The sequence below is a fragment of the Sphingobium sp. TomTYG46 genome (genome assembly GCF_055396345.1).
Window position 1 is genome coordinate 490,682 of record NZ_AP027325.1, and the last position, 24,340, is coordinate 515,021.

The 24,340-nt window shown below is 65.0% G+C and carries 25 protein-coding genes; 19 read left to right on the forward strand and 6 right to left on the reverse strand.

Translation table 11 applies throughout. The features are described 5' to 3' along the window. Positions 1–62: 62 nt before the first annotated feature. Genes ACZ5YV_RS15475 through cobJ form a run of 4 tightly spaced genes read left to right on the forward strand, consistent with a single transcriptional unit; the run spans position 63 to position 3,272 of the window. Entirely contained in the window at positions 63–1,178 is a 1,116-nt protein-coding gene (locus ACZ5YV_RS15475; protein WP_464789280.1) for a cobalamin biosynthesis protein CobG, read from the forward strand. Beyond that, positions 1,178–1,807 (forward strand): precorrin-8X methylmutase, encoded by a 630-nt coding sequence (locus ACZ5YV_RS15480; RefSeq protein ID WP_464789922.1) that lies wholly within the window; start codon positions 1,178–1,180, stop codon positions 1,805–1,807. The genes ACZ5YV_RS15475 and ACZ5YV_RS15480 overlap by 1 nt, the downstream gene beginning before the upstream one ends. Then, positions 1,804–2,526, forward strand: a complete 723-nt coding sequence (gene cobI / locus ACZ5YV_RS15485; RefSeq protein WP_464789281.1) for a precorrin-2 C(20)-methyltransferase — start codon at positions 1,804–1,806, stop codon at positions 2,524–2,526. Before ACZ5YV_RS15480 ends, cobI begins: the two co-directional genes overlap by 4 nt. Then, complete coding sequence (cobJ, locus tag ACZ5YV_RS15490) at positions 2,523–3,272, forward strand: precorrin-3B C(17)-methyltransferase (RefSeq protein ID WP_464789282.1); 750 nt, start codon at positions 2,523–2,525, stop codon at positions 3,270–3,272. Before cobI ends, cobJ begins: the two co-directional genes overlap by 4 nt. On the opposite strand, the gene ACZ5YV_RS15495 is transcribed toward cobJ, so the two are convergent. Beyond that, entirely contained in the window at positions 3,248–3,997 is a 750-nt protein-coding gene (locus tag ACZ5YV_RS15495; protein ID WP_464789283.1) for a cobalt-precorrin-6A reductase, read from the reverse strand. The genes cobJ and ACZ5YV_RS15495 overlap by 25 nt on opposite strands. Here ACZ5YV_RS15495 and cbiE point away from each other — a divergent pair. The 5 genes from cbiE to cobF are packed head-to-tail and all read left to right on the forward strand — an operon-like array spanning position 3,996 to position 8,377. Further along, positions 3,996–5,198, forward strand: coding sequence for a precorrin-6y C5,15-methyltransferase (decarboxylating) subunit CbiE (gene cbiE / locus ACZ5YV_RS15500; RefSeq protein ID WP_464789284.1), 1,203 nt, complete (start codon positions 3,996–3,998; stop codon positions 5,196–5,198). The two genes, ACZ5YV_RS15495 and cbiE, sit on opposite strands and share 2 nt — an antisense overlap. Then, positions 5,195–5,551, forward strand: coding sequence for a cobalamin biosynthesis protein (locus tag ACZ5YV_RS15505; protein ID WP_464789285.1), 357 nt, complete (start codon positions 5,195–5,197; stop codon positions 5,549–5,551). Before cbiE ends, ACZ5YV_RS15505 begins: the two co-directional genes overlap by 4 nt. Next, entirely contained in the window at positions 5,548–6,333 is a 786-nt protein-coding gene (cobM, locus tag ACZ5YV_RS15510; protein WP_464789286.1) for a precorrin-4 C(11)-methyltransferase, read from the forward strand. Before ACZ5YV_RS15505 ends, cobM begins: the two co-directional genes overlap by 4 nt. Continuing rightward, positions 6,330–7,637: a cobyrinate a,c-diamide synthase gene (locus ACZ5YV_RS15515; protein WP_464789287.1), complete on the forward strand. Its 1,308-nt coding sequence runs from the start codon at positions 6,330–6,332 to the stop codon at positions 7,635–7,637. The genes cobM and ACZ5YV_RS15515 overlap by 4 nt, the downstream gene beginning before the upstream one ends. Next, positions 7,634–8,377, forward strand: coding sequence for a precorrin-6A synthase (deacetylating) (cobF, locus tag ACZ5YV_RS15520; RefSeq protein WP_464789288.1), 744 nt, complete (start codon positions 7,634–7,636; stop codon positions 8,375–8,377). Before ACZ5YV_RS15515 ends, cobF begins: the two co-directional genes overlap by 4 nt. A 12-nt stretch (positions 8,378–8,389) precedes the next feature. Here cobF and ACZ5YV_RS15525 read toward each other — a convergent pair whose 3' ends face one another. The 5 genes from ACZ5YV_RS15525 to ACZ5YV_RS15545 form a co-directional block, all read right to left on the reverse strand. Next, entirely contained in the window at positions 8,390–8,596 is a 207-nt protein-coding gene (locus tag ACZ5YV_RS15525; protein ID WP_196227046.1) for a hypothetical protein, read from the reverse strand. A 159-nt stretch (positions 8,597–8,755) separates the two neighbouring features. Next, positions 8,756–10,297 (reverse strand): SpoVR family protein, encoded by a 1,542-nt coding sequence (locus tag ACZ5YV_RS15530; protein WP_464789289.1) that lies wholly within the window; start codon positions 10,295–10,297, stop codon positions 8,756–8,758. Next, entirely contained in the window at positions 10,294–11,604 is a 1,311-nt protein-coding gene (locus ACZ5YV_RS15535; RefSeq protein WP_464789290.1) for a YeaH/YhbH family protein, read from the reverse strand. The genes ACZ5YV_RS15530 and ACZ5YV_RS15535 overlap by 4 nt, the downstream gene beginning before the upstream one ends. 24 nt (positions 11,605–11,628) lie before the next feature. Then, positions 11,629–13,572 carry a PrkA family serine protein kinase gene (locus ACZ5YV_RS15540; protein ID WP_464789291.1) on the reverse strand — a complete coding sequence of 648 codons (1,944 nt, stop codon included), beginning with the start codon at positions 13,570–13,572 and terminating at the stop codon, positions 11,629–11,631. Positions 13,573–13,790: 218 nt separating this feature from the next. Then, positions 13,791–14,162 carry a Flp family type IVb pilin gene (locus ACZ5YV_RS15545; RefSeq protein WP_464789292.1) on the reverse strand — a complete coding sequence of 124 codons (372 nt, stop codon included), beginning with the start codon at positions 14,160–14,162 and terminating at the stop codon, positions 13,791–13,793. A gap of 149 nt (positions 14,163–14,311) precedes the next feature. On the opposite strand from ACZ5YV_RS15545, the gene ACZ5YV_RS15550 reads away from it, so the two are divergent. The 10 genes from ACZ5YV_RS15550 to ACZ5YV_RS15595 all read left to right on the forward strand — a co-directional run bounded on the left by ACZ5YV_RS15550 (position 14,312) and on the right by ACZ5YV_RS15595 (position 24,316). Next, entirely contained in the window at positions 14,312–15,127 is an 816-nt protein-coding gene (locus ACZ5YV_RS15550) for a universal stress protein (RefSeq protein ID WP_464789293.1), read from the forward strand. Between the two features lie 272 nt (positions 15,128–15,399). Further along, the gene (gene cpaB / locus ACZ5YV_RS15555; protein WP_464789294.1) at positions 15,400–16,308 is read left to right on the forward strand and encodes a Flp pilus assembly protein CpaB; all 909 of its coding nucleotides are present in this window, start codon (positions 15,400–15,402) and stop codon (positions 16,306–16,308) included. Next, positions 16,305–17,459, forward strand: coding sequence for a type II and III secretion system protein family protein (locus tag ACZ5YV_RS15560; RefSeq protein ID WP_464789295.1), 1,155 nt, complete (start codon positions 16,305–16,307; stop codon positions 17,457–17,459). The genes cpaB and ACZ5YV_RS15560 overlap by 4 nt, the downstream gene beginning before the upstream one ends. A gap of 2 nt (positions 17,460–17,461) precedes the next feature. Further along, positions 17,462–18,622 (forward strand): AAA family ATPase, encoded by a 1,161-nt coding sequence (locus tag ACZ5YV_RS15565; RefSeq protein WP_464789296.1) that lies wholly within the window; start codon positions 17,462–17,464, stop codon positions 18,620–18,622. Next, positions 18,619–19,953, forward strand: a complete 1,335-nt coding sequence (locus tag ACZ5YV_RS15570; RefSeq protein WP_464789297.1) for a CpaF family protein — start codon at positions 18,619–18,621, stop codon at positions 19,951–19,953. The genes ACZ5YV_RS15565 and ACZ5YV_RS15570 overlap by 4 nt, the downstream gene beginning before the upstream one ends. Next, positions 19,950–20,849 (forward strand): type II secretion system F family protein, encoded by a 900-nt coding sequence (locus ACZ5YV_RS15575; protein ID WP_464789298.1) that lies wholly within the window; start codon positions 19,950–19,952, stop codon positions 20,847–20,849. Before ACZ5YV_RS15570 ends, ACZ5YV_RS15575 begins: the two co-directional genes overlap by 4 nt. Further along, entirely contained in the window at positions 20,849–21,736 is an 888-nt protein-coding gene (locus ACZ5YV_RS15580; protein WP_464789299.1) for a type II secretion system F family protein, read from the forward strand. The genes ACZ5YV_RS15575 and ACZ5YV_RS15580 overlap by 1 nt, the downstream gene beginning before the upstream one ends. Next, positions 21,733–22,341 (forward strand): tetratricopeptide repeat protein, encoded by a 609-nt coding sequence (locus tag ACZ5YV_RS15585; protein WP_464789300.1) that lies wholly within the window; start codon positions 21,733–21,735, stop codon positions 22,339–22,341. Before ACZ5YV_RS15580 ends, ACZ5YV_RS15585 begins: the two co-directional genes overlap by 4 nt. Positions 22,342–22,361: 20 nt before the next feature. Further along, the gene (locus ACZ5YV_RS15590; protein ID WP_464789301.1) at positions 22,362–22,559 is read left to right on the forward strand and encodes a hypothetical protein; all 198 of its coding nucleotides are present in this window, start codon (positions 22,362–22,364) and stop codon (positions 22,557–22,559) included. Next, positions 22,556–24,316 carry a TadG family pilus assembly protein gene (locus ACZ5YV_RS15595; RefSeq protein WP_464789302.1) on the forward strand — a complete coding sequence of 587 codons (1,761 nt, stop codon included), beginning with the start codon at positions 22,556–22,558 and terminating at the stop codon, positions 24,314–24,316. Before ACZ5YV_RS15590 ends, ACZ5YV_RS15595 begins: the two co-directional genes overlap by 4 nt. The last annotated feature ends 24 nt before the right edge of the window (positions 24,317–24,340 follow it).

Consider the following 24,340-nt stretch of genomic DNA (forward strand, 5'->3'; position numbering starts at 1 on the left):
TGTGCGTGCCGTCCGCTTGTCGTGGCGCTGGTGCGGGGAGTGCAGGAGCAATGCAGGAGCTGATGCGGCGTGACGCAGCGCGAACCGGCGTGCGCGGCTGGTGTCCGACGGCATGGCGGCCGATGATGGCTGGCGACGGGCTGTTGGTCCGGGTGCGCCCGGCGCTGGGCCGGATGACCCGCGCGCAGGCAGTGGGATTGTGCGAGGCCTCTCTCGCGCTGGGCAATGGGCATATCGACGTTACCAATCGCGCCGCCTTGCAAATCAGGGGCGTGAACGAGGCAGGCCACGGCGCATTGATGGAGCGGCTGGTCGGGCTGGGGTTGGCGGATGCCGATGCGGATCGGGACAGGCAGATTCCCGTCCTCATCAATCCCGATTGGTTACCCGGCGATGACAGCGCCGTCATAGCCGCCGCCTTTATCGCGCGCATGAAGGAGCTGCCCGATCTGCCCGCGAAGGTCGGCTTTGCGATTGATGCGGGGCCTGCCCCGGTCCTGAGCGATGTTCCGGCTGATTTCCGGATCGAAAGAGGGACGACCGGTGCGCTGATCCTACGCGCTGACGGGCGCGCGCATGGCGTGGCTGTGAGCGCAGAGAACGCTGCCGAGAGGCTGATCCGTCATGCCCATTGGTTCGTGGCCAGCGGTGGCGCGCAAGCCGGGCGCATGGCGCGGCATTCCGCCCCGCTGCCTGATATAGCGACCAAGGCCCCTGCCCCAGCCCGGCCTCGCGCTGCTGCCCTAGCCACTGCCCCCGGCCCTTTTTATGCAGCGCCCTTCGGTCGGATCGAGGCGGCTGCGCTCCTTGCCGTGATGGCGGGCGGTGTGGAGGCGGTGCGGCTTACCCCTTGGCGTGGACTGGTGCTGGAAGGCAGCGACGCCCCGTCCGATGATCCGGCCGATACGCGCCTTTCCGCCGATTGCTGCCCCGGTGCGCCAGCCTGCCCGCAGGCGAGCGTCGCCACGCGCGATCTGGCCGCCCGGCTGGCGCCGCATGTTCGCGGACTTCATGTCTCGGGTTGCGCCAAGGGGTGCGCCCGACCTTCGCAGGCGACGGTGGTCCTCACCGGGCGGGATGGCCGTTTCGACCTTGCCCACAATGCGCGCGCAGGTGGGCCGCCGCTGCAAACGGGACTGTCGCCCGACCAGATAATCGCCCTCTTCGGAGCCCAATGATGCCGCATCTCTATGAAACCAACGGGGCGGAAATCTATCGCCAGTCCTTCCGCATGATCCGGGCGGAGGCGGCGCTCGACCGCTTTGCGGCAGAGGAAGAGCGGGTTGCCGTGCGCATGATCCATGCGGCGGGCATGGTTGGCCTCGCGCCGCATATCCGCTTTTCGCCGCGCTTCGCCACGGCCGCAATCGCCGCGCTGGAAGCGGGCGCGCCGATCCTGTGCGACGCCCGGATGGTGTCGGAAGGGATAACGCGCGCGCGCCTGCCCGCTGGCAATCTGGTCCTCTGCACTTTGGCCGACCCGCAAGTGCCTGATCTTGCCCGCGCCATGGCGAATACCCGCTCGGCCGCCGCGCTGGAGCTGTGGCGGCCGCATCTCGCGGGTGCCGTCGTCGCGATAGGCAACGCCCCAACCGCGCTGTTCCACTTGCTCAACATGCTGGAGGACCCCGACTACCCACGCCCGGCGGCAATCATCGGTTGCCCGGTCGGCTTTGTCGGCGCGGCAGAATCGAAGGAAGCCTTGTGGGAGGCGCAGCCGGTTCCCAGCTGCATCGTCGAAGGGCGGCTGGGCGGCAGCGCGATCACCGTCGCGGCGGTCAATGCGCTCGCGAGTGCGGCCGAATGATCGGGACCATTCACGGCGTGGGCCTAGGCCCCGGCGCGCAGGACCTGATGAGCGTGCGGGCCGACAGGCTGATCCGCGATGCCCGCCACATCGCCTATTTCCGCAAGCCGGGCCGCGCAGGTCATGCCCGAAAAATCGTCGAAGGACTGTTGCGTCCCGACGCGGTCGAATATGCGATGGAATATCCGGTGACGACCGAGATTCCGGTCACCGACCCGCGATATAATCAGCGGCTTTCCGCCTTTTATGCGGAGTGCACCACGCATCTGCACGGGCTGGCGGCGGCGGGTGAGGATGTGGTTGTCCTCTGCGAGGGCGACCCCTTTTTCTACGGCAGCTTCATGCATCTGCACAGCCGCCTGTCATCACTTGCGCCCATGCGAATCGTGCCCGGCATCACCGGCATGTCGGGGGCCTGGACGGCGAGCGGGACGCCGATCAGTTGGGGCGACGACGTGCTGACGGTGCTGATGGCGACGCTGCCCGAAGAAGAGCTGGCGCGCCGTATCCATGACACCAATGCGCTGGTCGTCATGAAGATCGGCCGCAATCTGGCGAAGCTGCGCCGGGCGGTGGAGGCTGCTGGCAAGCAGGACTGCGCCTGGCTGGTCGAATATGCCACGATGGCGGACCAGAAGATCACGCCGCTGGGTGAGGCGGAGGCTGTCACCAGCTATTTTTCTATCCTGCTGGTCCATGGGCAGGGACGGCGGCCATGAGCGGATGGGTGGCGGTAGCCGGGCTCGGGCCGGGAGCCGAAGGGCTGGTGACGCCCGAAGTGACACAGGCCCTGGCGGAGGCGACCGATCTGGTGGGTTATGCGCCCTATGTTGACCGCGTGCCGGATCGCCCCGGACTTCTACGCCATGTGTCGGACAATCGGGTGGAGCTGGAGCGCGCGGCCCATGCGCTGGAACTGGCGGCGGCCGGGCGGCGCGTGGTGGTGGCGTCCTCCGGCGATCCGGGGGTGTTCGCCATGGCGTCGGCATTGTTCGAGGCGCTGGAGGCCGGGCCGGAAGCGTGGCTGGGGATCAACATCCGCATCCTGCCCGGCATTACCGCCATGCTCGCCGCAGCCGCACGGGCGGGCGCTCCGCTGGGGCATGATTTCTGCGCCATCAACCTGTCGGATAATCTGAAGCCATGGGCGTTGATCGAGCGTCGGCTGCGCCTTGCCGCGCAGGCGGACTTTGCGATGGCTTTTTATAATCCCCGGTCGAAGGCGCGGCCGGATGGCTTTGCGCGCGTGTTGGACATCCTGCGCGAGGAGTGCGGCGACGATCGGCTGATCCTGTTCGCGCGTGCCGTTTCGACGCCGGAAGAAGAATTGCGTGTCGTGACGCTTGGGCAAGCAAGCGCCGATATGGCAGACATGCGCACGATGGTGATCGTTGGATCAAGCCGCACCCGCCTGATCGAGCGCGCGGCAGGTCCTATCCTCTATACGCCGCGCTGGGCCGAATGATCGATCCACGCCAGCACGTCGCCGATATCATGAATGGCCTGCGCCTGTGGCAAAGGCGGCCGGTCGATCATCATGACGGGCAGGCCGATCGCCCGTGCGGCGTCGATCTTCGCGCGCGCGCCGTCGCCTCCTGCGTTTTTGGCGACGATCAATTCAATGCCGTGCGCGCGCATCAGGGCAAGATCGCCCGCCAGCGTGAAGGGGCCGCGATCCACGACCAGATGATGGCGCGGCAGCGCGGGAGGCAGTTCGGGCGCATCGACGAAGCGGAGCAGGTAATGATGCTGCGGCTGGGCGGCAAAGGCTTCGACATGCATACGCCCAAGGGCCAGCATGACGCGCCGGGGGGCACCGTCGAGCGCCCGGACAGCGCCGCCGATATTGGGCACATGGGTCCAGCGGTCGCCCTCCCCTGCTTGCCACGCCGGGCGGGTGAGCATCAGATGGGCCGTGCCCGCCTCGCGCGAGGCCGCGAGTGCATTCGCGCTGATCGTCGCGGCGAAGGGATGGGTCGCATCGATGAGGTGGGTGACCCGCGCGGCTTTCAGATAGGCCGCCAATCCAGCCGCACCGCCAAAGCCGCCGACGCGCACTGGCACCGGCTGCGCGCGCGGGTTGCCGGTGCGTCCGGCATAGCTCAACATGGCGCGCTCGCCTCGTTCGGCAAGGGCCTTGGCGAGCGCGCTCGCTTCGGTCGTGCCGCCCAGGATCAGGATGTTGCGCATGGTGGCTGAAGGTCCCTGGCTGACGATCATCGGCATTGGCGAGAATGGAGCGGAGGGCCTGTCCGACGCCGCGCGCGCCGTGCTGGAACAGGCTCGCCTCGTGACCGGCGCGCCGCGCCAGCTGGCGCTGCTGCCACCCCTTAGGGCGGAACTTCTGAACTGGCCAGTGCCCTTTGAGGATGGAGTGACGGCGCTGCTTGCCCGGAGAGGGGAACCGGTGGTCATGCTGGCGTCAGGCGACCCCTTCTGGTTCGGGGCGGGGACCAGCATCACGCGGCACCTTAGGACGGAGGAGTGGGTGGCGCATCCGGCGCCATCGACCTTCTCCCTTGCGGCTTCGCGCCTCGGCTGGGCGTTGCAGGAGTTGGCCTGCCATGGCCTGCATGCCGCGCCGTTGACCCGGTTGAGGCCCGGACTTGCATCGGGACGCCGCGCCATCCTGCTGCTTCGGGACGGGGCGGCGGTGCATGCGCTTGCGTCCTATCTCAGTCAGGAGGGCTTTAGCGCATCCATCCTGCACATAATGGAAGCTCTAGGGGGACCGCGCGAGCGGATCAGGCAGGCGCGGGCGCAGGAACTCACTTTCGACGATATCGCTCACCCCGTTGCCGTGGGCGTCGATATGGCGGGCGATGGCGATGCGATGCCATGTGTCAGCGGAATCGCCGATAGCTGGTTCGATCATGATGGGCAGATCAGCAAGCGGCCCGTCCGCGCCCTGACGCTGTCCGCGCTTGCCCCCCGACCGAGCGAAACATTGTGGGACATCGGCGCGGGATCGGGATCGATCGCGATTGAGTGGCTGCTCAGCCATCCTTCCACCCATGCGCTGGCTTTTGAGGCTGACCCGGTGCGCGCCGCACGGGCAAAGGCAAATGCGGAACGGCTGGGCGTCGATCGGCTGACATTGATCGAAGGACGCGCGCCTGCGGTGCTGGACGGCCGTGTTCGCCCTGACGCCATCTTCATTGGCGGTGGATTGAGTGAGACGCTTATGGAAGCGATCATCGCCTTGCCCGGCCAGCAAACGCGGCTGGTCGCGAATGCGGTGACGCTGGAGTCCGAAGCGCTGCTGGCGCGATGGCATGGACAGCTGGGCGGGGAACTACTGCGGATCGAATTAGCCAGCGCCGCGCCGATCGGCACCCGGCGAGGGTGGAAAGCCGCTTATCCGCTGGTGCAGTGGAGCGTCACGCTATGATCGTTGCTGGCTTTGGCTGCCGCAGTGGTGCGGGAGAGGGCGGTTTGCGGGCGGCACTTGCCGGGCATGGCGCGAGCGTCACGGCTCTGGCGACCCTGATGCACAAGGAAGCGCTGCTCGCCCCCCTCGCCCGCGCCCTGGGCTTGCCGCTCATCCTGATCGACCCCGGCGCGATCGAGTGCGTGGAGACGCCCACGCGCTCCAGCGCCAGTCTGGCGGCTTACGGCACCGGCAGCGTTGCCGAGGCGGTCGCGCTGGTTGCAGCCGGAAGCGGCGCGCGACTGATCGCAACCCGCATCATCTCGCCGGATGGGCAAGCCACCTGTGCACTGGCCCAAGGAGTATCGCCATGACCGTTCATTTCATCGGCGCCGGGCCGGGTGCACCGGACCTGCTGACGCTGCGCGGCCGCGATCTGATCGCTGCCTCGCCCGTGTGCCTTTATGCCGGATCGCTGGTGCCGCGCGCGCTACTCGACCATTGCCCGGCCGGTGCGCGGATCGTGAACAGCGCGCCGCTGACGCTCGACGAAATCATCGCCATCATCGCAGAGGCAGATGCGGCGGGGCAGGATGTCGCGCGGCTGCATTCGGGCGACCTGTCGGTCTGGTCCGCAATGGGCGAGCAGATCCGCCGCCTCAAGGCGCTGGGCATCGGCTATACGGTGACGCCCGGCGTTCCGTCTTTCGCGGCGGCGGCGGCGGCGCTTGAGGCAGAACTGACGCTGCCGGGCCTCGGCCAATCGCTGGTTCTCACGCGCACGGCGGGGCGGGCTAGCGCGATGCCTTCGGGGGAGACGCTCGCCGCCTTTGGCGCGACCGGCGCGACGCTGGCGATTCACCTGTCCATCCACAATCTGGCGAAGGTGATCGCGGACCTGACGCCGCTCTATGGCGGGGACTGCCCGGTGGTGATCGTCTGGCGCGCTAGCTGGCCTGATCAGCGGATCGTGCGAGGGACACTGACCACCATAGAGGCGCTGGCGGCAGACGGGCCGGAACGCACCGCAATCATCCTCGCCGGGCCGGTGCTGGGTGAGGAAGAGTTTGCCGAGAGCCAGCTTTATGCGCCCGGCTATGACCGACGATTCCGTCCTTCGACGGCGGAATCCCGCTTCGCCGGATCGGAAGAATGACGCCCGGCATCCTCATCGCCGCGCCACGATCGGGATCAGGCAAGACGGTCATCACGCTCGGCCTGCTGCGCGCGTGGAAGCGGCAGGGCGCGCGCGTTCAGTCCTATAAATGCGGCCCTGATTATATCGACACCGGCTATCACCGGCTGGCAAGCGGCCGGCCCGCCTTCAACCTCGACAGCTGGGCGATGAATGCGACGCTGCTCCACAGTCTGGCGGGCGAAGCAGCGGACGCCGACCTGATCATCGCGGAGGGCGTGATGGGCCTGTTTGACGGCGCCCCGGCGCGCGGCGCAAGCGGCAACGGCCGCAGCGCCGACATAGCGGCTGCGCTAGGCTGGCCGGTCATCCTGATCATCGATGTGTCGGGACAGAGCCAGTCGGCCGCCGCGATCGCGCATGGATTCCGGGTGCTGCGGGCGGACGTGCGGGTGGCGGGAGTTATCCTCAATCGCATCGCCAGCGCACGCCACGAGGCGATGATCCGGCAAGCGATGGAGGATGTCGCCATGCCCGTGCTGGGCGCGATCCCGCGATCGGATGCCCTTTCCATCCCGGAACGGCACCTTGGTCTTGTGCAGTCGGGCGAGCAGGAAGAGGTTGAGCAGACGATCGACGCCATCGCGGATATGGTCGAGGCGCATGTTGATCTTCCGGCTCTGCAAAAGGCGGCCGACGCGTTCCCCGGCACATCAGCGCCCCCCTATAGCTGCCCCCCACCGGGGCAGCGGATTGCACTGGCGCAGGATGCCGCCTTCTCCTTCACCTACGCCCATATGCTGAACGGCTGGCGCGCGGCGGGGGCGGAGATATTGCCCTTTTCCCCCTTGGCTGATGAAGCGCCCGACCGCCAGGCCGACGCCATCTGGCTGCCCGGTGGTTATCCCGAACTGCATGCGCCACAGATCGCCAATGCCGCGCGGTTTATGGAGGGTCTGCGCCGCCATGCGCAAGATCACCCCATCCACGGCGAATGCGGCGGCTATATGGTGTTGGGACAAGCGATCATCGATGCGCAGGGACGGTCGCATGCGATGGCAGGGCTGCTCGGGCTGGTATCCAGCTTCGCCGAACGGCGGTTGCAACTGGGCTATCGGCAAGCGCGGCTGCTGGCGCCGATGGGCGGCTGTGAGGCGGGAGCGCTGTTGCGCGGGCATGAGTTTCACTATTCGACGATTGTGGATCAGCCCGACGAGCCGCTTGCTGAAGTGACGGATGCGACGGGCACTCCGGTCGTCGCCACCGGATCGCACCGGGGACGGGTGACGGGCAGCTTCTTCCACCTGATCGCGGGTGCCGCATGATCCGCTTGTCATTGATCGGCATCGGCACAGGCAATCCCGATCATCTGACGCTCGCCGCCATCCGGGCGATGAACGAGGCTGATCTGATCCTGCTCCCGCGCAAGGGAGAGGCCAAGTCCGACCTGATCGACCTGCGCCGGTCCATCTGTGCTCAGCTACTGACCGGCCCCGCACGGGTCGTCGAGTTCGACATGCCCAAGCGCGCGGATCAGGCCGCCTATGTCGAGGCGGTCATCGACTGGCATGATGCGATCGCCGCGATCTGGATGGAGCGGATCGCGCTGCACCTGCCCGATGGCGGTACGGTTGCGCTGCTCGTCTGGGGTGACCCGTCGCTCTATGACAGCAGCCTGCGGATCGCGGAACGGCTAGGCCCATCGGTCGAGGTCAGCGTCGTGCCCGGCATTACCAGCGTTCAGGTGCTAACGGCCGCGCATGGCATTTGCCTCAATCGGCTGGCCGATCCGGTGCTGATCACCACCGGCAGGCAGTTGCGCGAACGCGGCTGGCCCAGTGGCGTGCGCGATGTCGTCGTGATGCTGGACGGGGACTGCACCTTTCAGACGCTGGAGTCGGCAAAGCTGACGATCTGGTGGGGCGCCTATCTGGGCATGGAGCATCAGGCGCTGGCGCACGGTCCTTTGGCCGTGACGGGACCGGAAATCATCGACCGCCGGGCACAGCTGCGCCAGCGATATGGATGGATCATGGACGTGTATCTGCTGCGCCGGGACGCCTGAGGAAAAAGCGCTTCAGGCGGCGTTGACGGTCAGCTCGATTACCGGTTTGCTGATCACCGGGCTAACTCCGTCGATCGTCCCCATCGCGGCACGACGACGAAATTCGGCGGCCATTGCCTGATGCATGGTCCGCGCGGACGCATCGGCGGTTGTTGCCGCAAGCTGTTCATGCATCCGGGCTCGTTCAAGACATTCTTGTGCATTGAGGGCATGAGTCATGAAAATGCTCTCCTGCTTCTTTTTGAGCGCTCCATGCATCGCAGGATAAGACCGATCGCTGGAGCCACTCGCGAAACGCGGCAGAATTTACGCTTTTCCGCCTTGCTTTGGAAATGGAATCTTCGGACCGCCGGGGGCTGGCCGCCACGGCGCACCGCTTCAGCCGATCCAGCCCTGCTGCGGCTGGCAACGATGGCTTTTCAACTCCTTGCGGCTCTCGGCATGAACTTCGCTCAACGCCACTTCATAACCCCATAGATTGGCGAGACTTTGCAACACCATCGTCGCATCGGACGCGTCCAGCACCACCCCATCGATGACCGCATGTTCCAGCATCAGCGTCCGGTCGCCCGCCAGATCGACATCCACCACCTGGATATCGGGCTCCTGCCGGGCAATGTCATGCTCGCGCGCGAGGGCGCGGCGGATACGGCGATAGCCGCGCTCATCATGAATGGCATCGACGCGCAGTTCCGACTCGCTTTCCTCGTCGATCAGCTTGAACAGGCGCCACTGGCGGATAAGGTGCGGGCTAAGGAACTGCGATACGAAGCTTTCGTCGCGATAATTGGCCCAGATATCCTTCAGCACCTCGACCGGGTCGCGCGAACCGGCAATGTCGCTGAACCATTCGCGATCCTCCGCCGTCGGGTCCATGCAGATCCGCTCGATGTCGGACATGATGCCAAAGCCCAGCGCATAGGGATTGAACCCACCGAAATGGCCGGAATCGAAAGTCGGCTGATAGACGACGCCTGTGTGCGACTGGATGAATTCCATGAACGCGCCATCGGTTATCCAGCCGCGATCGTGCAGGATCGTCATGATGCGATAATGGGTGTAGGTGGCGCAGCCCTCGTTCATCGCCTTCGTCTGGCGCTGGGGGTAGAAATATTGGGCGATCAGGCGGACGATGCGCAAAATCTCGCGTTGCCAGCTTTGAAGGAGCGGGCCGGTCTTTTCCAGGAAATAGAGGATATTTTCCTGCGGCAGGCCAAGCGCGGCACGACGCTCGTCCGAGGGGACGGCAGCCGCCTTCGCGCCCACGGGGACGGTACGCCAGAGGTCGTCATAAATGCGATCGCGATAGGCTTGGCGCTCCGCCTCCCGCTCCGCCTCCGCCCTCAGGTCGCGGGGGCGAATGCGCGGATAGCGGTGCACGCCTTGATTCATTAGGGCATGGGCGGCGTCCAGCACTCGCTCGACGGCCAGTTGACCATATCGCTCTTCGCATTGCGTGATGTAGCCCTTGGCAAATTCCAGATAATCGAGAATGCCTTCCGCGTCCGTCCATTGGCGAAAGACATAATTATTCTTGAAGAAGTGATTATGCCCAAAGGCAGCATGGGCGATGACCAGCGTCTGCATAGTCGCGCTGTTTTCCTGCATCAGATAGTTGATGCACGGATCGCTGTTGATCACCAACTCATAGGCTAGGCCGCGAAGCCCCTTGCGATAGAGCATCTCATTGGTCACGAACTGCTTGCCGAACGACCAATGTTTATAAAATAACGGCATACCGATGGACGAATAGGCATCCAGCATCTGTTCGGCGCTGATGATCTCTATCTGGTTGGGATAGATGTTGAGCTTCATCTCCTGAAGCGCGATCGGTTCGATCACTTCATAAATGCGGTTGATCAGCGAAAAGTCCCAGTCGCTGCCGGTGAACAGCGGGGCGGATGCGCGCTCCCCCGTCAAGCGGGCGTCCCTTCGCCGACGCCGCGCCTTTGGAACAGTTCACGGAACACGGGATATATTTCCCGCCGGTGCGACACCTTGCGCATCGTGAATTGCCGGTTCGCCTGGCTGACGGGCGCATAGGCTTCCCAAAGCCCCGTGGCAGAAGTTGCCGCTTCGATGGAGGCGAACTCCTCCCGGCCCACTTCCAAATAGGCGAAATATTGGCAGAAGGGCAGGATTTCATTCTGCATCAGGTTGGCCACCCGCGCATTGTCCGACGCCAGCGTGTCCCCGTCCGAAGCCTGCGCAACATAGATGTTCCAGTCGCTGGGGCTGTACCGATCCTTGACCACCTCGATCAGCTTGTCGAGCGCGCTCGATACCAGCGTGCCGCCCGTTACCGTGCTGTAGAAGAATGTCTCCTCATCCACTTCGGCCGCGCGGTCAGTATGGTGGATGAACACCACATCGACATGTTCGTAACAGCGCGACAGAAACAGATGCAGCAGCGCAAAGAAGCGCTTGGCGAGATCCTTCATATGCGCTGTCATGGAACCCGAAACGTCCATCAGGCAGAACATCACCGCCTGAGCCACGGGCCGGGGGACCGGCTCGAAACGGCGGAAACGCATATCGACGGGATCGATATAGGCGATGAGGTTGCGACGGCGAATGATGTGCGCCCGTTCTTCCTTCAGCCTTTCCAGCGCCACGGCATCGTCGGGCAAGGGCACCGCACGCGCCTCAATCTCGGCGATGGCCTCGTCAACCCGGCTAAGGTCGCGGCCACTGGGGCGGCGCAGTGCGATGCGGCGGGACATCGCCTTTTGCATCGTGCGCGGAACGGACAGGTTGGACGGGTTGCCGATCGTCGAATAACCCGCGCGGCGCATGCCCTCTATCTTGCCCGCAACCAGCTTCTTCTTGGCCATGTCGGGCAGTTCAAGATCGTCGAGGAACAGGTCGAGAAACTCCTCGCGGCTAAGCGCGAAGCGGAAATCATCCTGATCCTCGCCCTCCCCAGCCTGTGACCCGCTACCACCGCCGCCGTCGGGGCGCTTGATCCGATCGCCTTCCAGAAACTCTCGATTGCCCGGCAGCACGCGTTCCCGGTCGCCACCCTTTGCCGATCGGTGCAGCGTGGGTTCGTGGATCGCGTCGCGGCGGATGGTGATTTCGCCTTCTCCGGCGAGGTCCTTGATGCTGCGGTCCTTCAGGCTCTCACGCACCGCCTGGCTGACATAGGCTCTCGCCCTCCTCAGGAACCGTTGCCGGTTGACAAGGCTCTTGCCCCCTGGATTTAGCCGTCTGTCGACTATGTGCATGGTGGCCTAAGCACCTCCATCCGTTTACCCGGCCTGCTTGACCCTTATATACCATTCCACCAGCCGACGGACCTGCCGTTCGGTGTAGCCACGCTCGATCATCCGCGCGACGAACTCGTCATGCTTGCCCGCCGTGTCGCCATCTTTCTTAGACCCGAAACTGATGACGGGCAGAAGGTCCTCGACCTGGCTGAACATCCGCTTTTCGATAACTTCGCGGATTTTCTCATAGCTCGTCCAGCTAGGATTGCGGCCATCGTTACTGGCCCGCATGCGCAGGGCGAACTTCACTACCTCGTTCCGGAAATCCTTGGGATTGGCGATCCCGGCGGGCTTTTCCGTCTTGGACAATTCCTGATTGATGATTTCGCGATCAAGGAGCTGCCCGGTGTCGGGGTCCTTGAAGTCCAGATCCTCGATCCACGCGTCGGCATAGGCAACGTAGCGGTCGAACAGGTTCTGGCCGTAGTCGTTATAGCTTTCCAGATAGGCCTTCTGAATTTCATTGCCGATGAACTCGGCATAGCGCGGCGCAAGCTCGCCCTTGATGAATTCCAGATATTTGGCTTCGACATCGGCAGGGAATTGTTCCTGCCGGACCATTCCTTCCAGCACATACATGAGGTGGACCGGGTCGGCGGCAATTTCGCTGCTATCATGGTTGAACGTCGCCGACAGCGCCTTGAAGGCGAAGCGGGTCGATGTGCCTGACATGCCTTCGTCCACACCGGCGGCATCGCGATATTCCTGCATGCTCTTGGCGCGCGGATCGATCTCCCGCAGCATTTCGCCATCATAGACGCGCATCTTGGAATAGAGATTGCTGTTCTCATGCTCCCGCAACCGCGTGAGGACAGAAAAGCGCGCCAGCATGTCCAATGTCCCCGGAGCACAAGGCGCCTTGCTGAGGTCCGACTCCCTCAGCAGCTTTTCATATACATGCCGTTCTTCGGTCGCCTGCAAGCTATAGGGCACCTTGATGACATAGATGCGGTCGATGAAAGCTTCATTATTCTTGTTATTTTTGAAATTCGACCATTCCGATTCATTGGAATGCGCCATGATGATGCCATTGAACGGGATGGCGCCGATATTTTCGGTGCCGATATAATTGCCCTCCTGCGTCGCGGTCAGCAGCGGGTGGAGCATCTTGATCGGGGCCTTGAACATCTCGACAAATTCGAGCATCCCCTGGTTCGCGCGATTAAGGCCGCCCGAATAGCTATAGGCATCGGGGTCATTCTGCGACAGCATCTCCAGCTTGCGTATGTCGACCTTGCCGACCAGCGAGCTGATGTCCTGATTATTTTCATCGCCCGGCTCGGTCTTGGCTATCGCGATCTGCCGCATGCGTGACGGCATGAGGCGGATGACCTTGAACTGGGAGATGTCGCCTGAAAACTCGTCCAGCCGCTTGCGCGCCCAGGGACTGATCATGCCAGTCAGGCGGCGGCGCGGGATGCTGTAATTATCCTCGATGAAGGCCCCATGCGTTTCCGCGTCGAACAGGGCCAGCGGGCTTTCGAAGATCGGGCTGATCTCATCCCCCGCCTTGAGCGCATAGATGGGGTGCGTTTCCATCAACGCCTTGAGCCGTTCGGCCAGCGATGACTTGCCGCCGCCGACGGGGCCGAGCAGGTAGAGGATCTGCTTGCGCTCCTCCAACCCTTGGCTGGCATGGCGCAGGAAGCTGACGATATGTTCGATCGTCGCCTCCATGCCGTAGAAATTGGCGAAGCTTTTATATCGGCGGATGGTGCGGTTCATGAAGATCCGCCCGAGCCGCTGGTCGCGGGACGTGTCTATGATCTCCGGCTCGCCGATCGCCGCCAGCAGGCGCTCCGGTGCTGATGCATGCATCAGAGGATCATTGCGGCATCCCAGCAAATAATCCTCAATCGACATCTCGGCTTGACGCCGTTCGTCAAAATTCCGGGTGAAGCTCGAAAACAGTTCGCTTTTCGTCACTGACGACTCCCGCCGCAGTAGTCATGTTACGAATATAATACGCGCGAGCCCGCAAAAATAGTCCTACAAAATTGAATGACTGTAAAAATTATTCCTGACCATCCGGATATTTCAGGATAAAGTGTATGCGGGACGCGGTCACCTTGACGATGTATGCGCCCCGCCGCGAACTCTGTCGCAGCGAGCGGAGCGATCCTCCTCGCTCCGCTCCCGAAGCCTTACTTCTTGCCGTTGCCGTTGCCCGAGCTTCCATTGCCCGAGCTGGTGCCGCCCGTCGTAGTCCCGCCAGTGCTCGTCGTTGTAGTGCCACCTCCGCCGGTGCTTGAGCTACTTCCGCCGGTCGATGAACCGCCACCAGCACTCGATCCGCCGCTGGATGAGCTTGACGAACTGGTCGAGCTACTCCCTGCGGATGATGCGAACAGGGCTACCTGCTGGTTCATCTGGCTACCTACCGCCTGCCCCAACAGCCAGGTCGCCCCGACCATCCCGCCGCCGATGATGGCCAGCAAAAGCGCATATTCAGCAGCCGTAGCGCCTCCACGATCGCGCCACAGTCCTGATATTGAAGCTGAAAAGATTCCAGGCATGATGCTTCCCCATTCGCCGATGCGCCTTCCCGGCGCACGGCGTCCACACCCGCCTTTAGATATATAACATAAATGCTATTAACCGCGATGGGCAAAGAAGGGTATAAGAAGGCGATCATTTCGCGGTCTTAAGAGCATGGAGAGGTGCGATGACATCCATTCTGCTCCACATTCACGACGATAGCGGCATGGAGAGCCGAATCCAGGCCGCCAGTGACATTGCCCGGGCGCTCGATGCGCATATCCACTGCGTGCAGGCCACCTCCATGCCTAACCTTGTCGCCGGGGATCTTTACGGCGGGGCATCCATCGCCCCCGCGATCATGGCCGAACTGCATCAGATCGATGCACGGATGCGTGCGAAGGTAGAACAACGGCTGCAACGCGAAGACGTGAATTGGGATTGGCGGCAGGTCGATGGCGACATCGTTCACGGCCTGCTTTCAGCGTCCGCCCTATGCGACTTCATGATCGTGACGCTGCCCGCTGGCCCTCGCCGTGAAATGAGCGATCCGTTGCATCTCGCCGCCGATCTGGCCATGGGCGGCCGCACACCAGTCCTCGCCGTGCCGGAGGATGCGCGGGGCATGATGATCACGGGCCGGGCGCTCGTCGCCTGGGAAGGATCGCGCGAGGCGTCGGCCGCGCTCCGTCTGGCCGTACCGCTGCTGAAGCATGCCGCCGAAGTGGATGTGGTGACCGTGGAGGAGGCAGGCAAATACCCCTTCCCCGCGACCGATGCGCCCGAATATCTCTCCCGCCATGGCGTCAGGACGCAATTCCACACATGGCCGCAGGATGGCCGCACCGTGGAGGCGACGCTGAAAGCCGCGATCAATGTGCTGAAGCCCGATTGGATGGTGATGGGCGCTTTCGGGCACAGCCGCTGGCGCGAACTCGTCTTTGGTGGCGTAACCCGCACGATGCTGCGCGAGGCCCACGTCCCGCTGTTGCTGGCGCACTGACGAGGCCGCAGCGAAGCTCCGATCCGGAGAGATTGCGCCAAATTGAACCTTTCACGGGCTTGGGCATACGCAAGAAAAGCCCTTGCGCGCGCCGCGCCACGCAAATACCGGGCGAAGAAGTTAACGCCGGGCAATCTTTGCCCCTCCGGTCCCATCAAATCGGCGGCATCTCCGGTCCCATCTGCCGCCGATAAAGCATAGATTCCCCGAAGCTACAGGGTCTTGCCTCCACGCGGGGCGAATTGCGTGGACGCAAGATCAAGGGGGAATTGATGCAATTGGGGTGGAAAGCCAGGATCATGATGGTTGCGGGCATGGTTGCCGCCATGCTGTTCCTGCTGCTCGGCGTTCGCGAAATGCAACGATCGTCAGCCGCGACGGTCCCGCCGATCCGCTCGGAAGCGGACAGTCGATCCCCCCAACCCGTCGTCCTTGCATCCGCCGCCCGCCCGATCCGGACAGGCGAGACAATCACCGCCGCGATGATCCGCAATGCGATAGCTGACCCCACTCGCCACCCGACCGCCGCCACGCCCGCCGAACTGATCGGCAAGGTCGCCACCCGCGCCATTGCCGCAGGCGCGCTTATCCCCCGGGACGCGGTCGGCGGCGAGGAAAAGCTCGCGATCCGCGTGCCCGTAGGCATGCGGGCGATCAGCATCGACACCACGGCCGAAATCGCGGTGGCAGGCCTTGTCCGCCCCGGCGACCGCGTGGACGTGCAGGTCGTCTATCCCGGCGCTGACGCCATCAGCGGCGCGCGCGGCGCAGGCCGCAGCCGCGCCCAGACATTGCTTCAGATGGTTCAGGTGCTTGCCGTGGGCGACGCGGTCCTCGGCACCGCGCCAGCATCCGGCACCAAGGACCAGCTCTCCTCTCCGCCACCACCCGCCCGAAACGTGACACTGGCGCTTGATCCCCGCCAAGTCTCCATCCTGTCGTTGGCTAAAAGCACGGGCGCGCTCACTCTTTCCCTTCGCAATCCGGTGGACAGCGAGCAGGTCGCGATTGCACCAGCCAGTTCCAACGGTCCTGATCCCGCCCCACTCGGCCAAGCCCCAGCCGCGCGCCCTGCGCCCGTGGCCGCGCAGGCCCGCCCCGCCCCTGCCCCCCGCCAGCCGATCGAGCTGGTCATCGGCGAGCGCCGCGAAACCATCTATTCGGGGAGCGCCCAGCGTTGAAGCTCATCCTCGCCCTCGCAGTAGCGCTCGCCGCAGCACCGCCCGCCCAGGCGCAGGACCAAAGGTCGCTGGCGATCCAGCAGAAGCGGACGCTCACCTATCCCCGCCCCATCGGTCGGATAGAGGTGGATCGCGACGACGTCATTTCGGTCGCCGCGCCAACTGCCCGGTCCTTGAGCGTGACCGGCATCGGGCCAGGCACCACCACAATCAGTATATTCAGCCGCGACGGGTTGCTGATGGCGGAAACACGCTTTGCCGTGTCGTCCTCCCCCGTACCCGCACGGGGGCCGGGCTCACTCCTCAGCCCGCATATCGTCGCAGGCGAGCAGGTCGTCGCCGTCGATGTGCAATTCGCCGCCGTATCCTCCTCCACCCTGAAGGCGCTGGGGTTCAACTTCTCCAAACTCAGCGGCGACATTCAGGGCGCGGTCGTCTCCCCCAGCAGCTTCAAGAGCGCCAGCTTCGCACCCGGTGGCTCCTCGCTGGACGCCAGCGTACCGATTCAAAACGCCTTCAACCTGTTCCTCTCCGCCCCCAATCGCGGCATCAACGCGGTGCTGAGCGCCCTGTCCTCCAACGGCTTGTCCGAACTGCTGGCCCAGCCCACCCTGCTCGTCCGCTCGGGCGAACAGGCAAGCTTCCTCGCCGGGGGCGAAATACCGGTCCCGGTGCCGCAAGCGTCGGGCAACGGCAACGCCATCTCCATCCAATATAAGGAGTTCGGCGTCCGCCTGTCCGTCACGCCCTTCGTCCTGTCACCCGACCAGATCGTGCTGAAAATCGCGCCGGAAGTCAGCGAACTCGACTATAATAGCGGCGTCCAATTGCAGGGCTATGTTGTGCCGGGCCTGCGCCGCCGTTCGGCCGAGACCACGGTCGAACTAGGCAGCGGCCAGAGCTTCGTGATCGCGGGCCTAAGCTATTCCAGCCAATCGACCACACGGGAAAAGACGCCGCTGCTAGGCGACATTCCCGTGATCGGCGCCTTCTTCCGCCGCCAGCAGACGCAGAAGGAACGGCAGGAACTGGTCATCGTCGCAACCCCCCGGCTGGTGGGACCGGTGCAGGCCAAGGATGTGCCTGCCCTGCCTGGATCGCTGCTCGACACGAAGGACCCGATCGTCCCCTTCGGCGTGGTGAGGCCATGACAATGGCGCGCATCATCCTCCTGTCAATCGACCACAGCCTCGCGGCGCGGATCAGCGAAGCCATGCAAGGCCGCGCGGCCGTCGAGCTGGCACAAGCAGTCACGCCGGATATGGTCGAGGGGCCATGCGTAATCCTGGTGGACCGGGACGCGATCCCTCCAGAACGCTCGATAGCAACAGCCCTGTCGGCAGTGACTGAAGGCGCGACCGGACGCCCGATCGTGCTTGTCACCGGCGAAACGGGCGCCGACGAGATATTACACGCCATCCGTTCCGGCGCGGACGATGTCATTCCCCGCGCAGCGGAAGGTGAAGAAATCGCCATCGTGCTCGGACGCCTCCTCAACCGCTCGACCGCCGATCATGGCAAGGGCGGACGGCTGACACTGGTCCTCGGCGCGGACGCCGAAGCCGCCGCGATGGTCGCCACCGACATGGCGGTCAGCCGCGCCCGCGCCGGTTCCTCGACGCTGCTGATAGACTTCACCATGCCGACCAGCGCGGCCGAGGCCTATCTCGACCGCCCGGTAAGCTACGGCATTGCATCGGCCATCGCCGACATAGAGCGCCTCGACGCAAGCCTGCTGTCCAGCGCCCTCGCCCGGCATGATCCAAGCGGCCTGATGCTCCTCACGCTGGACGGCGGTTCCGGGACCGAACCGGCCGGGATAGCCGCTTCCGACATCGCGGCGCTCGTCCGCCTGTTGCGCGCCTGTTGCGGCGATCTCATCCTATGCGCGGGCAGTCTGCGTCATCCGGGCCTCCTGCGCACACTGGCTTCGCTCGCCGACCGCATCGAACTGGTCTGCGCACAATCAATCCGCGAGATGGACGCCTGCCGCCGCCTGCTGGAGCGCATCGGCGATGATGAAACCACGCTCGCCCGCACACGCCTGCTGGTCTGGGATCATCAGCCCGCCATTTTGCTGGACAGCCGCCGCATGAGCGACATCCTGCGCACCAGCAACACCCTGCCGCTCCCCATCGATCAGATACGCCTGCGCAACGCCCTGAATGCGGGTCGCCCGCTCGCCATGGATGCCGCGCCGGATCGCTACATGCGCGCCATCCGCACCGCCTGCGGCATCGACCCGCAGCGTTCGTCCAAGAACCTCGAACGCCTGCGCCGCCTGCTCCAGCGCCCGGTGGAACCAGCGGCATGAGCCTGCTCTTCGACACCAGCCTGCCGCGCGCCACGGCGCGCCCCGCCCCGGTAGCGCAACCAGCCGCCCAGCGGATGAGCGACAGCTATCAGGCCGTCATGGCGCAGACCTGCGCGCAAGTCATCGAACAGCTGGAAGAGCGCGGCAGCACCGCCGAAACATTAGGCGCCCGAGCCCTCCGCGCCGAAATAGAACAAGTCATCACCAGCCGCAGCAGGCGCGGACAACTCGCCCTCAATTCAGCAGAAAGGCTGCTGCTGATCGAGGATGTGGAGGATGAGGTCGCCGGGCTAGGCCCACTCGCGCCCCTGCTGCGCGATGGCAGCATCGACGACATCATCGTCAACGGTCCCGGCACCATCTATGTCGAACGGAGCGGCCTGCTGGAAAAGGTGGACCGGCGCTTCCGCGACGACGCTCACCTCATGAACATCATCCAGCGCATCGTCGGCCCCATCGGCCGCCGCGTGGATGAAGCCAGCCCCTATGTCGATGCCCGCCTTGCCGACGGCTCCCGCGTCAATATCGTCATCCCGCCCGTCGCGCTCGACGGGCCGATGCTGTCGATCCGCAAGTTCCGCATGCAGGCGCTGGGCATAGAGGATTTCATCAACCGCCAGGTGATGAGCGCCGAAATGGCCGCCTATCTCGCTGCCGCCGTGCGGTCACGGCTCAACATCCTCATCTGCGGCGGCACCGGCGCGGGCAAATCCACCCTGCTCAACATGCTGTCCCACTACATCAGCGAGCGCGAGCGGCTGATCACCATAGAGGATGCCGCCGAGTTGCAGTTGCGGCAGGACCATGTCGTCCGGCTGGAAACCCGCCCGCCCAATGTCGATGGCAATCGAGAGATCAGCGCGCGCGAACTCGTGCGCAACGCGCTGCGCATGCGGCCCGACCGCATCATCCTGGGCGAGGTACGCGGGGTCGAGGTCGTGGAGATGCTCCAAGCCATGTCCACCGGCCATGACGGGTCGATGGCCACACTGCACGGCAACAGCCCGCGCGATGCCTTTGCCCGCCTCGAAATGCTGATGGGCTTTGCCGGGGTCCAGAATGACATCCGCGCAATCCGCCGCTTCATCGCCAGCAGCGTGCATGTCGTAGTGCATATCCAGCGCCTGTCGAACGGCAGCCGCCGCGTCACCGGCGTGACGGAAGTCACCGGCATCGAGGGCGAGGCCTATTCGTTCAACGAGCTGTTCAGCTTTCACGAACAGCCCGCCATGTCCGGCATGGGCGAATTCCGCAGCCACTCGCCCCGCCCCTATTTCGCGCCGCGCCTGCGCGATTATGCGCCCGCCCCCCTCCGGCAGGGCACAGTATGAAGGCGGCGGCGTTCCTCCTGCTCGCGCTGCTGACGCTGGTAGCGGCGGCCTCCCCGCTGCTCACCCTGCGCATGCGAGAACAGGCGCGCCTTACACGGCGGCTGGCGGCAATCGCTCCCGGCAATACCCCGGTGCTTCGGCAAAGCGTCCGCCTGACGGTGCCCAGCCTCGCCGCTCCGCTGCTGGCCCGCGCGCAACTGGAGATAACCGCGCGCGCGATCAGCATCTTCGGCGGCTGCATGGCATTGTTCACCCTCGCCGCATTGCTGGCAACCGGCCCGGTGCTGACAGTCATCCTGTTACCGCTCCCGCCAGCCATAATATTCCTGTGGATCAGGTCGCGCGCGCAGCGCCGCGTGAATGCCCTTATCGAGGCCCTCCCCTTCTACATCGATGCCGTACGCCAGATGCAGGCGGTCGGCAGCTCCCTGCCGCAAGCACTGGAACGATCGCTCACCGACGCACCCGGCATCGTCCGCAGCTATCTTGCGCCAGCCGCACGCCGCCTCGAACTCGGCGCGCCGGTTAGCGAGGCGATGCAGCAACTCGCAGACCGGCTGCGCGTTCCTGAAATGTCGATGCTGGCCGCCGCGATCCGCACCAACATGCGCTATGGCGGCCCCGTCAGCGCGGTGCTGTCGAACCTGTCCGCGATCCTGCGCGAACGCATCCGCATCGCCCGCGAGCTGAAGGCCGCGACGTCGGAAGCCAAGGTCAGCTCCCGTGTGCTGATCGCCATGCCGATCGTCGCGATGGCGCTGCTGATGGCATCCAACCCCGCCTATATCGACTTCTTCCTGGACGACGCGCGCGGGCACCGGATGGCATCCATCGCCATCGGACTTCAGATCGCAGGCATGCTGGTTATGCGCCGGGTGATGAGGCTCGCCTTCTGATGCAGTCGGCCTTCCTCCTCGCTTGCCTCTTCATGGCGCTCATCGGACTCGGCATAGCCTTGCTCGGCAGCCGGATGCTGATCGCCGACCAAAGGCTAGAGGCACGGCTCGCCCGGATTACGCCAACGAGGCAAGCCAAGCCCGCGCTCCGCCTGCCCACCATCCTCGGAGCCGAGGGCCGCGACCGGTCCAGCCTCGAAAAACAATTGCAGCTGGCAGGTTATCAAGACCCGCGCGCCATCAACCACTTCCTCTGGCTGCGCCTGGCCACAACCATCCTGGCGGCGCTGCTGGCCGCGCTTCTATGCCGCATCGCCTGGGGCGGCTGGCTATCGCGCCCAATGCTCATCATCATCGCCGCAGGGCTCGCCTTCGTCGGCGCGCGCCAAGCGCTGAACCTGCTCGCATCCGGCCGGGCAAGGAAGATCACCGCCGAATTTCCCTTCCTGCTCGATCTAATGCTGATGATGCTGGAAAGCGGCGTGTCGCTAGACCAATGCTTCCGCTCGATCGCGCGCGACGAACAGGTGGCGGTGCCGCACCACGGCCAGCTGATCGCCCTGCTCGTCACTGACCTCGACCGGGGCATGCGTTACGAACTGGCGCTCGACCGCTGGGCCGCGCGGGTGGCTGTCAGCGGCGCGAAAGAACTCGCATCCCTCTTCCGCCAGGCCATGTTCCAGGGGATCGAGCTTGCCCCGGCCCTGCGCGAATTTGCCCGCGAATTCACCCAGCGCCGCGTCGCCCGCGCGCGCGAAGCAATGGGCGGCATAACCGTGCGCATGGTCGTGCTGATGATCCTCTTCTTCATGCCCGCGCTGTTCATCGTTCTGGGCGGGCCGCCAGTCGTCGCCATCCTCGACACCTTGCGGGCGAGCGCGCGATGATGTGGCTCCTCCCCCTGCTGCTGGCCGCCACCGACATGTCCGGTTCGACGCGCAGCCTCTATCTGCAACTCATCCATCAGGCGCGCGCCGATGGCAGGCCGCGCGCCGCCATCGCCTATCTCGACGATTTCGACCGCCGCTATCCCGGCGACCGCGACGCCCGCATCCTGCGCGTCAACAGCCTGCTCGATCTCAACGACCTCAATGGAGCCGAAGCAGCCGCCGCAGTGCTCCCCGACGGCGGCGGCAGCGCGGTGCGCGGCCATCTGCTCGCCGCACGCGGACGCTGGTCCGAAGCCATCGCGCCGTACAGCCAAGCCGTTCAGGCAAGCCCCGCCGACCCCATGCTCCGCAACGCGCTCGGTTTCGCCCAGCTACGCGCTGGGCTGGCGACAGAGGCAGCGGAAAGCCTGCGCGGCGCGGTGGACCTGTCGCCGGGCACCCCAGTGATCCGCAACAACCTGCTGCTGGCATTGAAGGTGGCCGGTCAGAATGCCGAGGCGGAAGCCCTCCTCTCCACCATCCGCGATGAGCCTCATCGTGACGCCCTCCGCCGCCAGATCGCCACCGAAGCCGCTCGCCTCCCTGCATCGAAGGACCGCTGATGCTCTGCCTTTGCCTTCTATTGGCTTCCGCCCCCACGCTCCCTACCCCCGATAACGCCCGCCGCGTCGTCGAATGGCAGCTACGTTCGCCGCCCCGCGCGCAGGAAAACACCGGCCTCAGCGCGGAAGAAGCAGAGGTCATCCGCAACCGCTACCTGCAATCCATCGGCCAGCGCCTGCCCCGCTCCGCCGATCAGGACGCCCCCGCCTTTCCATGATGCTGCTCCGCCGCCTCCATACCCTGTGGCACGACCGGCGTGCAGCCGTGGTGCCGATGGTCGCGGCATTCGGCGCCGTGCTGGTCGGCGCGATGGGCTTCGCCCTCGACGCGGGCCTCTATTATGCCGGGAGCCGCGACCTGCGCGCCGCCACCGAAAGCGCCGCCCTCGCCGCCGCCCTATATCCCGCGCAGGCCGAAGCGCGCGCCCGCGACAGCCTCAGCCGCAACGGCTATGATCCCGCGATCCTGCGTTCGGTGGAATTCGGCCGCTACTGCGCCGACGCGGCCCTTTCCGCGTCCCAGCGGTTCGACGCCAGCTTCACCCGCTGCCCCGGCAATGGCCAGCCCAATGCCATCCGCATCCGCACCGGCAAGCCGAGCCGTCAATTCTTCACCCGCGTCCTGGGGGGCGCCAATCCCATACCCGACCTGTCCGCCACCGCCACCGCCGCGCGCATCGACGAGGCAGGCGTCGGCGTCAGCTCCGGCATCCTCACCGTCACCAACTCGCTGGTGAACAGCGTCAACGACCTGCTCGGCGGGCTCCTTGGTATCCAGCTGCAATTGGGAACCAGCGACGTCCAGACGCTGATGGGCGGCTATGTCGATGCAGGCCGCTTCTTCGACGCACTGGCGCAGCGTGTCGGCGAAACGGGTACTTATGGCACCCTGACCAGCCGCAGCGTGGGATTGCGCGACCTGATGCTGGCGGCGGCAAGCGCGGCCGACGAACCAGCCACCGCCACCACCCTGACTCTCGTCGCAAGCCGGGTGAGCAATAGCTACTCCGTGCCTTTGCAGGGCCTCTTCGGGCTTGGCGTATGGAAGAACATGCCCGTCGGCGAGGCGGACGAGCAACCCGGCCTGCGCGCCGGACTCAACGCCTATCAGCTTTTCGCCTTCGCCGTTCAGGCGGGCAATGGCAGCATCGACCTGTCCGACGCCATCAGCCGCGTCGCATCGGGCAGCACGATCCGCCTCGCCGCCGTCGCCACCGGCCCCATCGACCGGCCGCGCTTCTCCTTCGGACCAGCGGGCGAGACCAGCGCCAGCACATCGGCGCTGCGGTTGCAACTGAACCTTGGCCTCAACCTCAACATTCTGGGGATCGGCGTCGAATCCGTTCCGCTGCTTATCGACGTCGCCGCAGCCCGTGCCGAAGTCAGCGCCATAGATTGCGCCAACACGGCGGAGCAGGCCCGCGACAGCCGGGTCAGCATTCTCGCCAGCTCCGGCCTCGTCAACGCCTATATCGGTCAGGCGCCCGCCAATGCCATGAGCCGCCCGATGCCGCCGCTTTCCGCCAGCGACATAGCCCCCGCGCGCATCCTGAGCGTCCTCAACCTCATCACCGCCGACGCCCGCTCGGTCGCGCAGCCGGTGATGGGCAACAGCGGAACGCTGGTCTTCGGGCCGGGCGGTCAGGGGACGATTGGACGCCCCGGCGCGCCCGGAACACCCGCCACCATCGGCAACGGGTCGCAAACGGGGCCGCTGCTGACATCTCTCACCAATAGCCTCAGCGGCCCGAGCGGCCTTCAGGTGAAGGCGCTCAACCTCTGCATCTGGCCAGTCTGCGATGCAGGCGCCACGCGGTCCCAGCTGCTCGGCGCGATCACCACGCCGCTGGCGACGCTCATCGGCAACACCGCCGATCCACTGCTCGACAATCTGCTCGCCGCCCTCGGCATCCAGCTTGGCCATGCAACCATCTGGGTCACGGGCGCGCGCTGCGGCGTGCCGGTGCTGATTTAAGGAGACCGGCGGCGCGATCCCCCT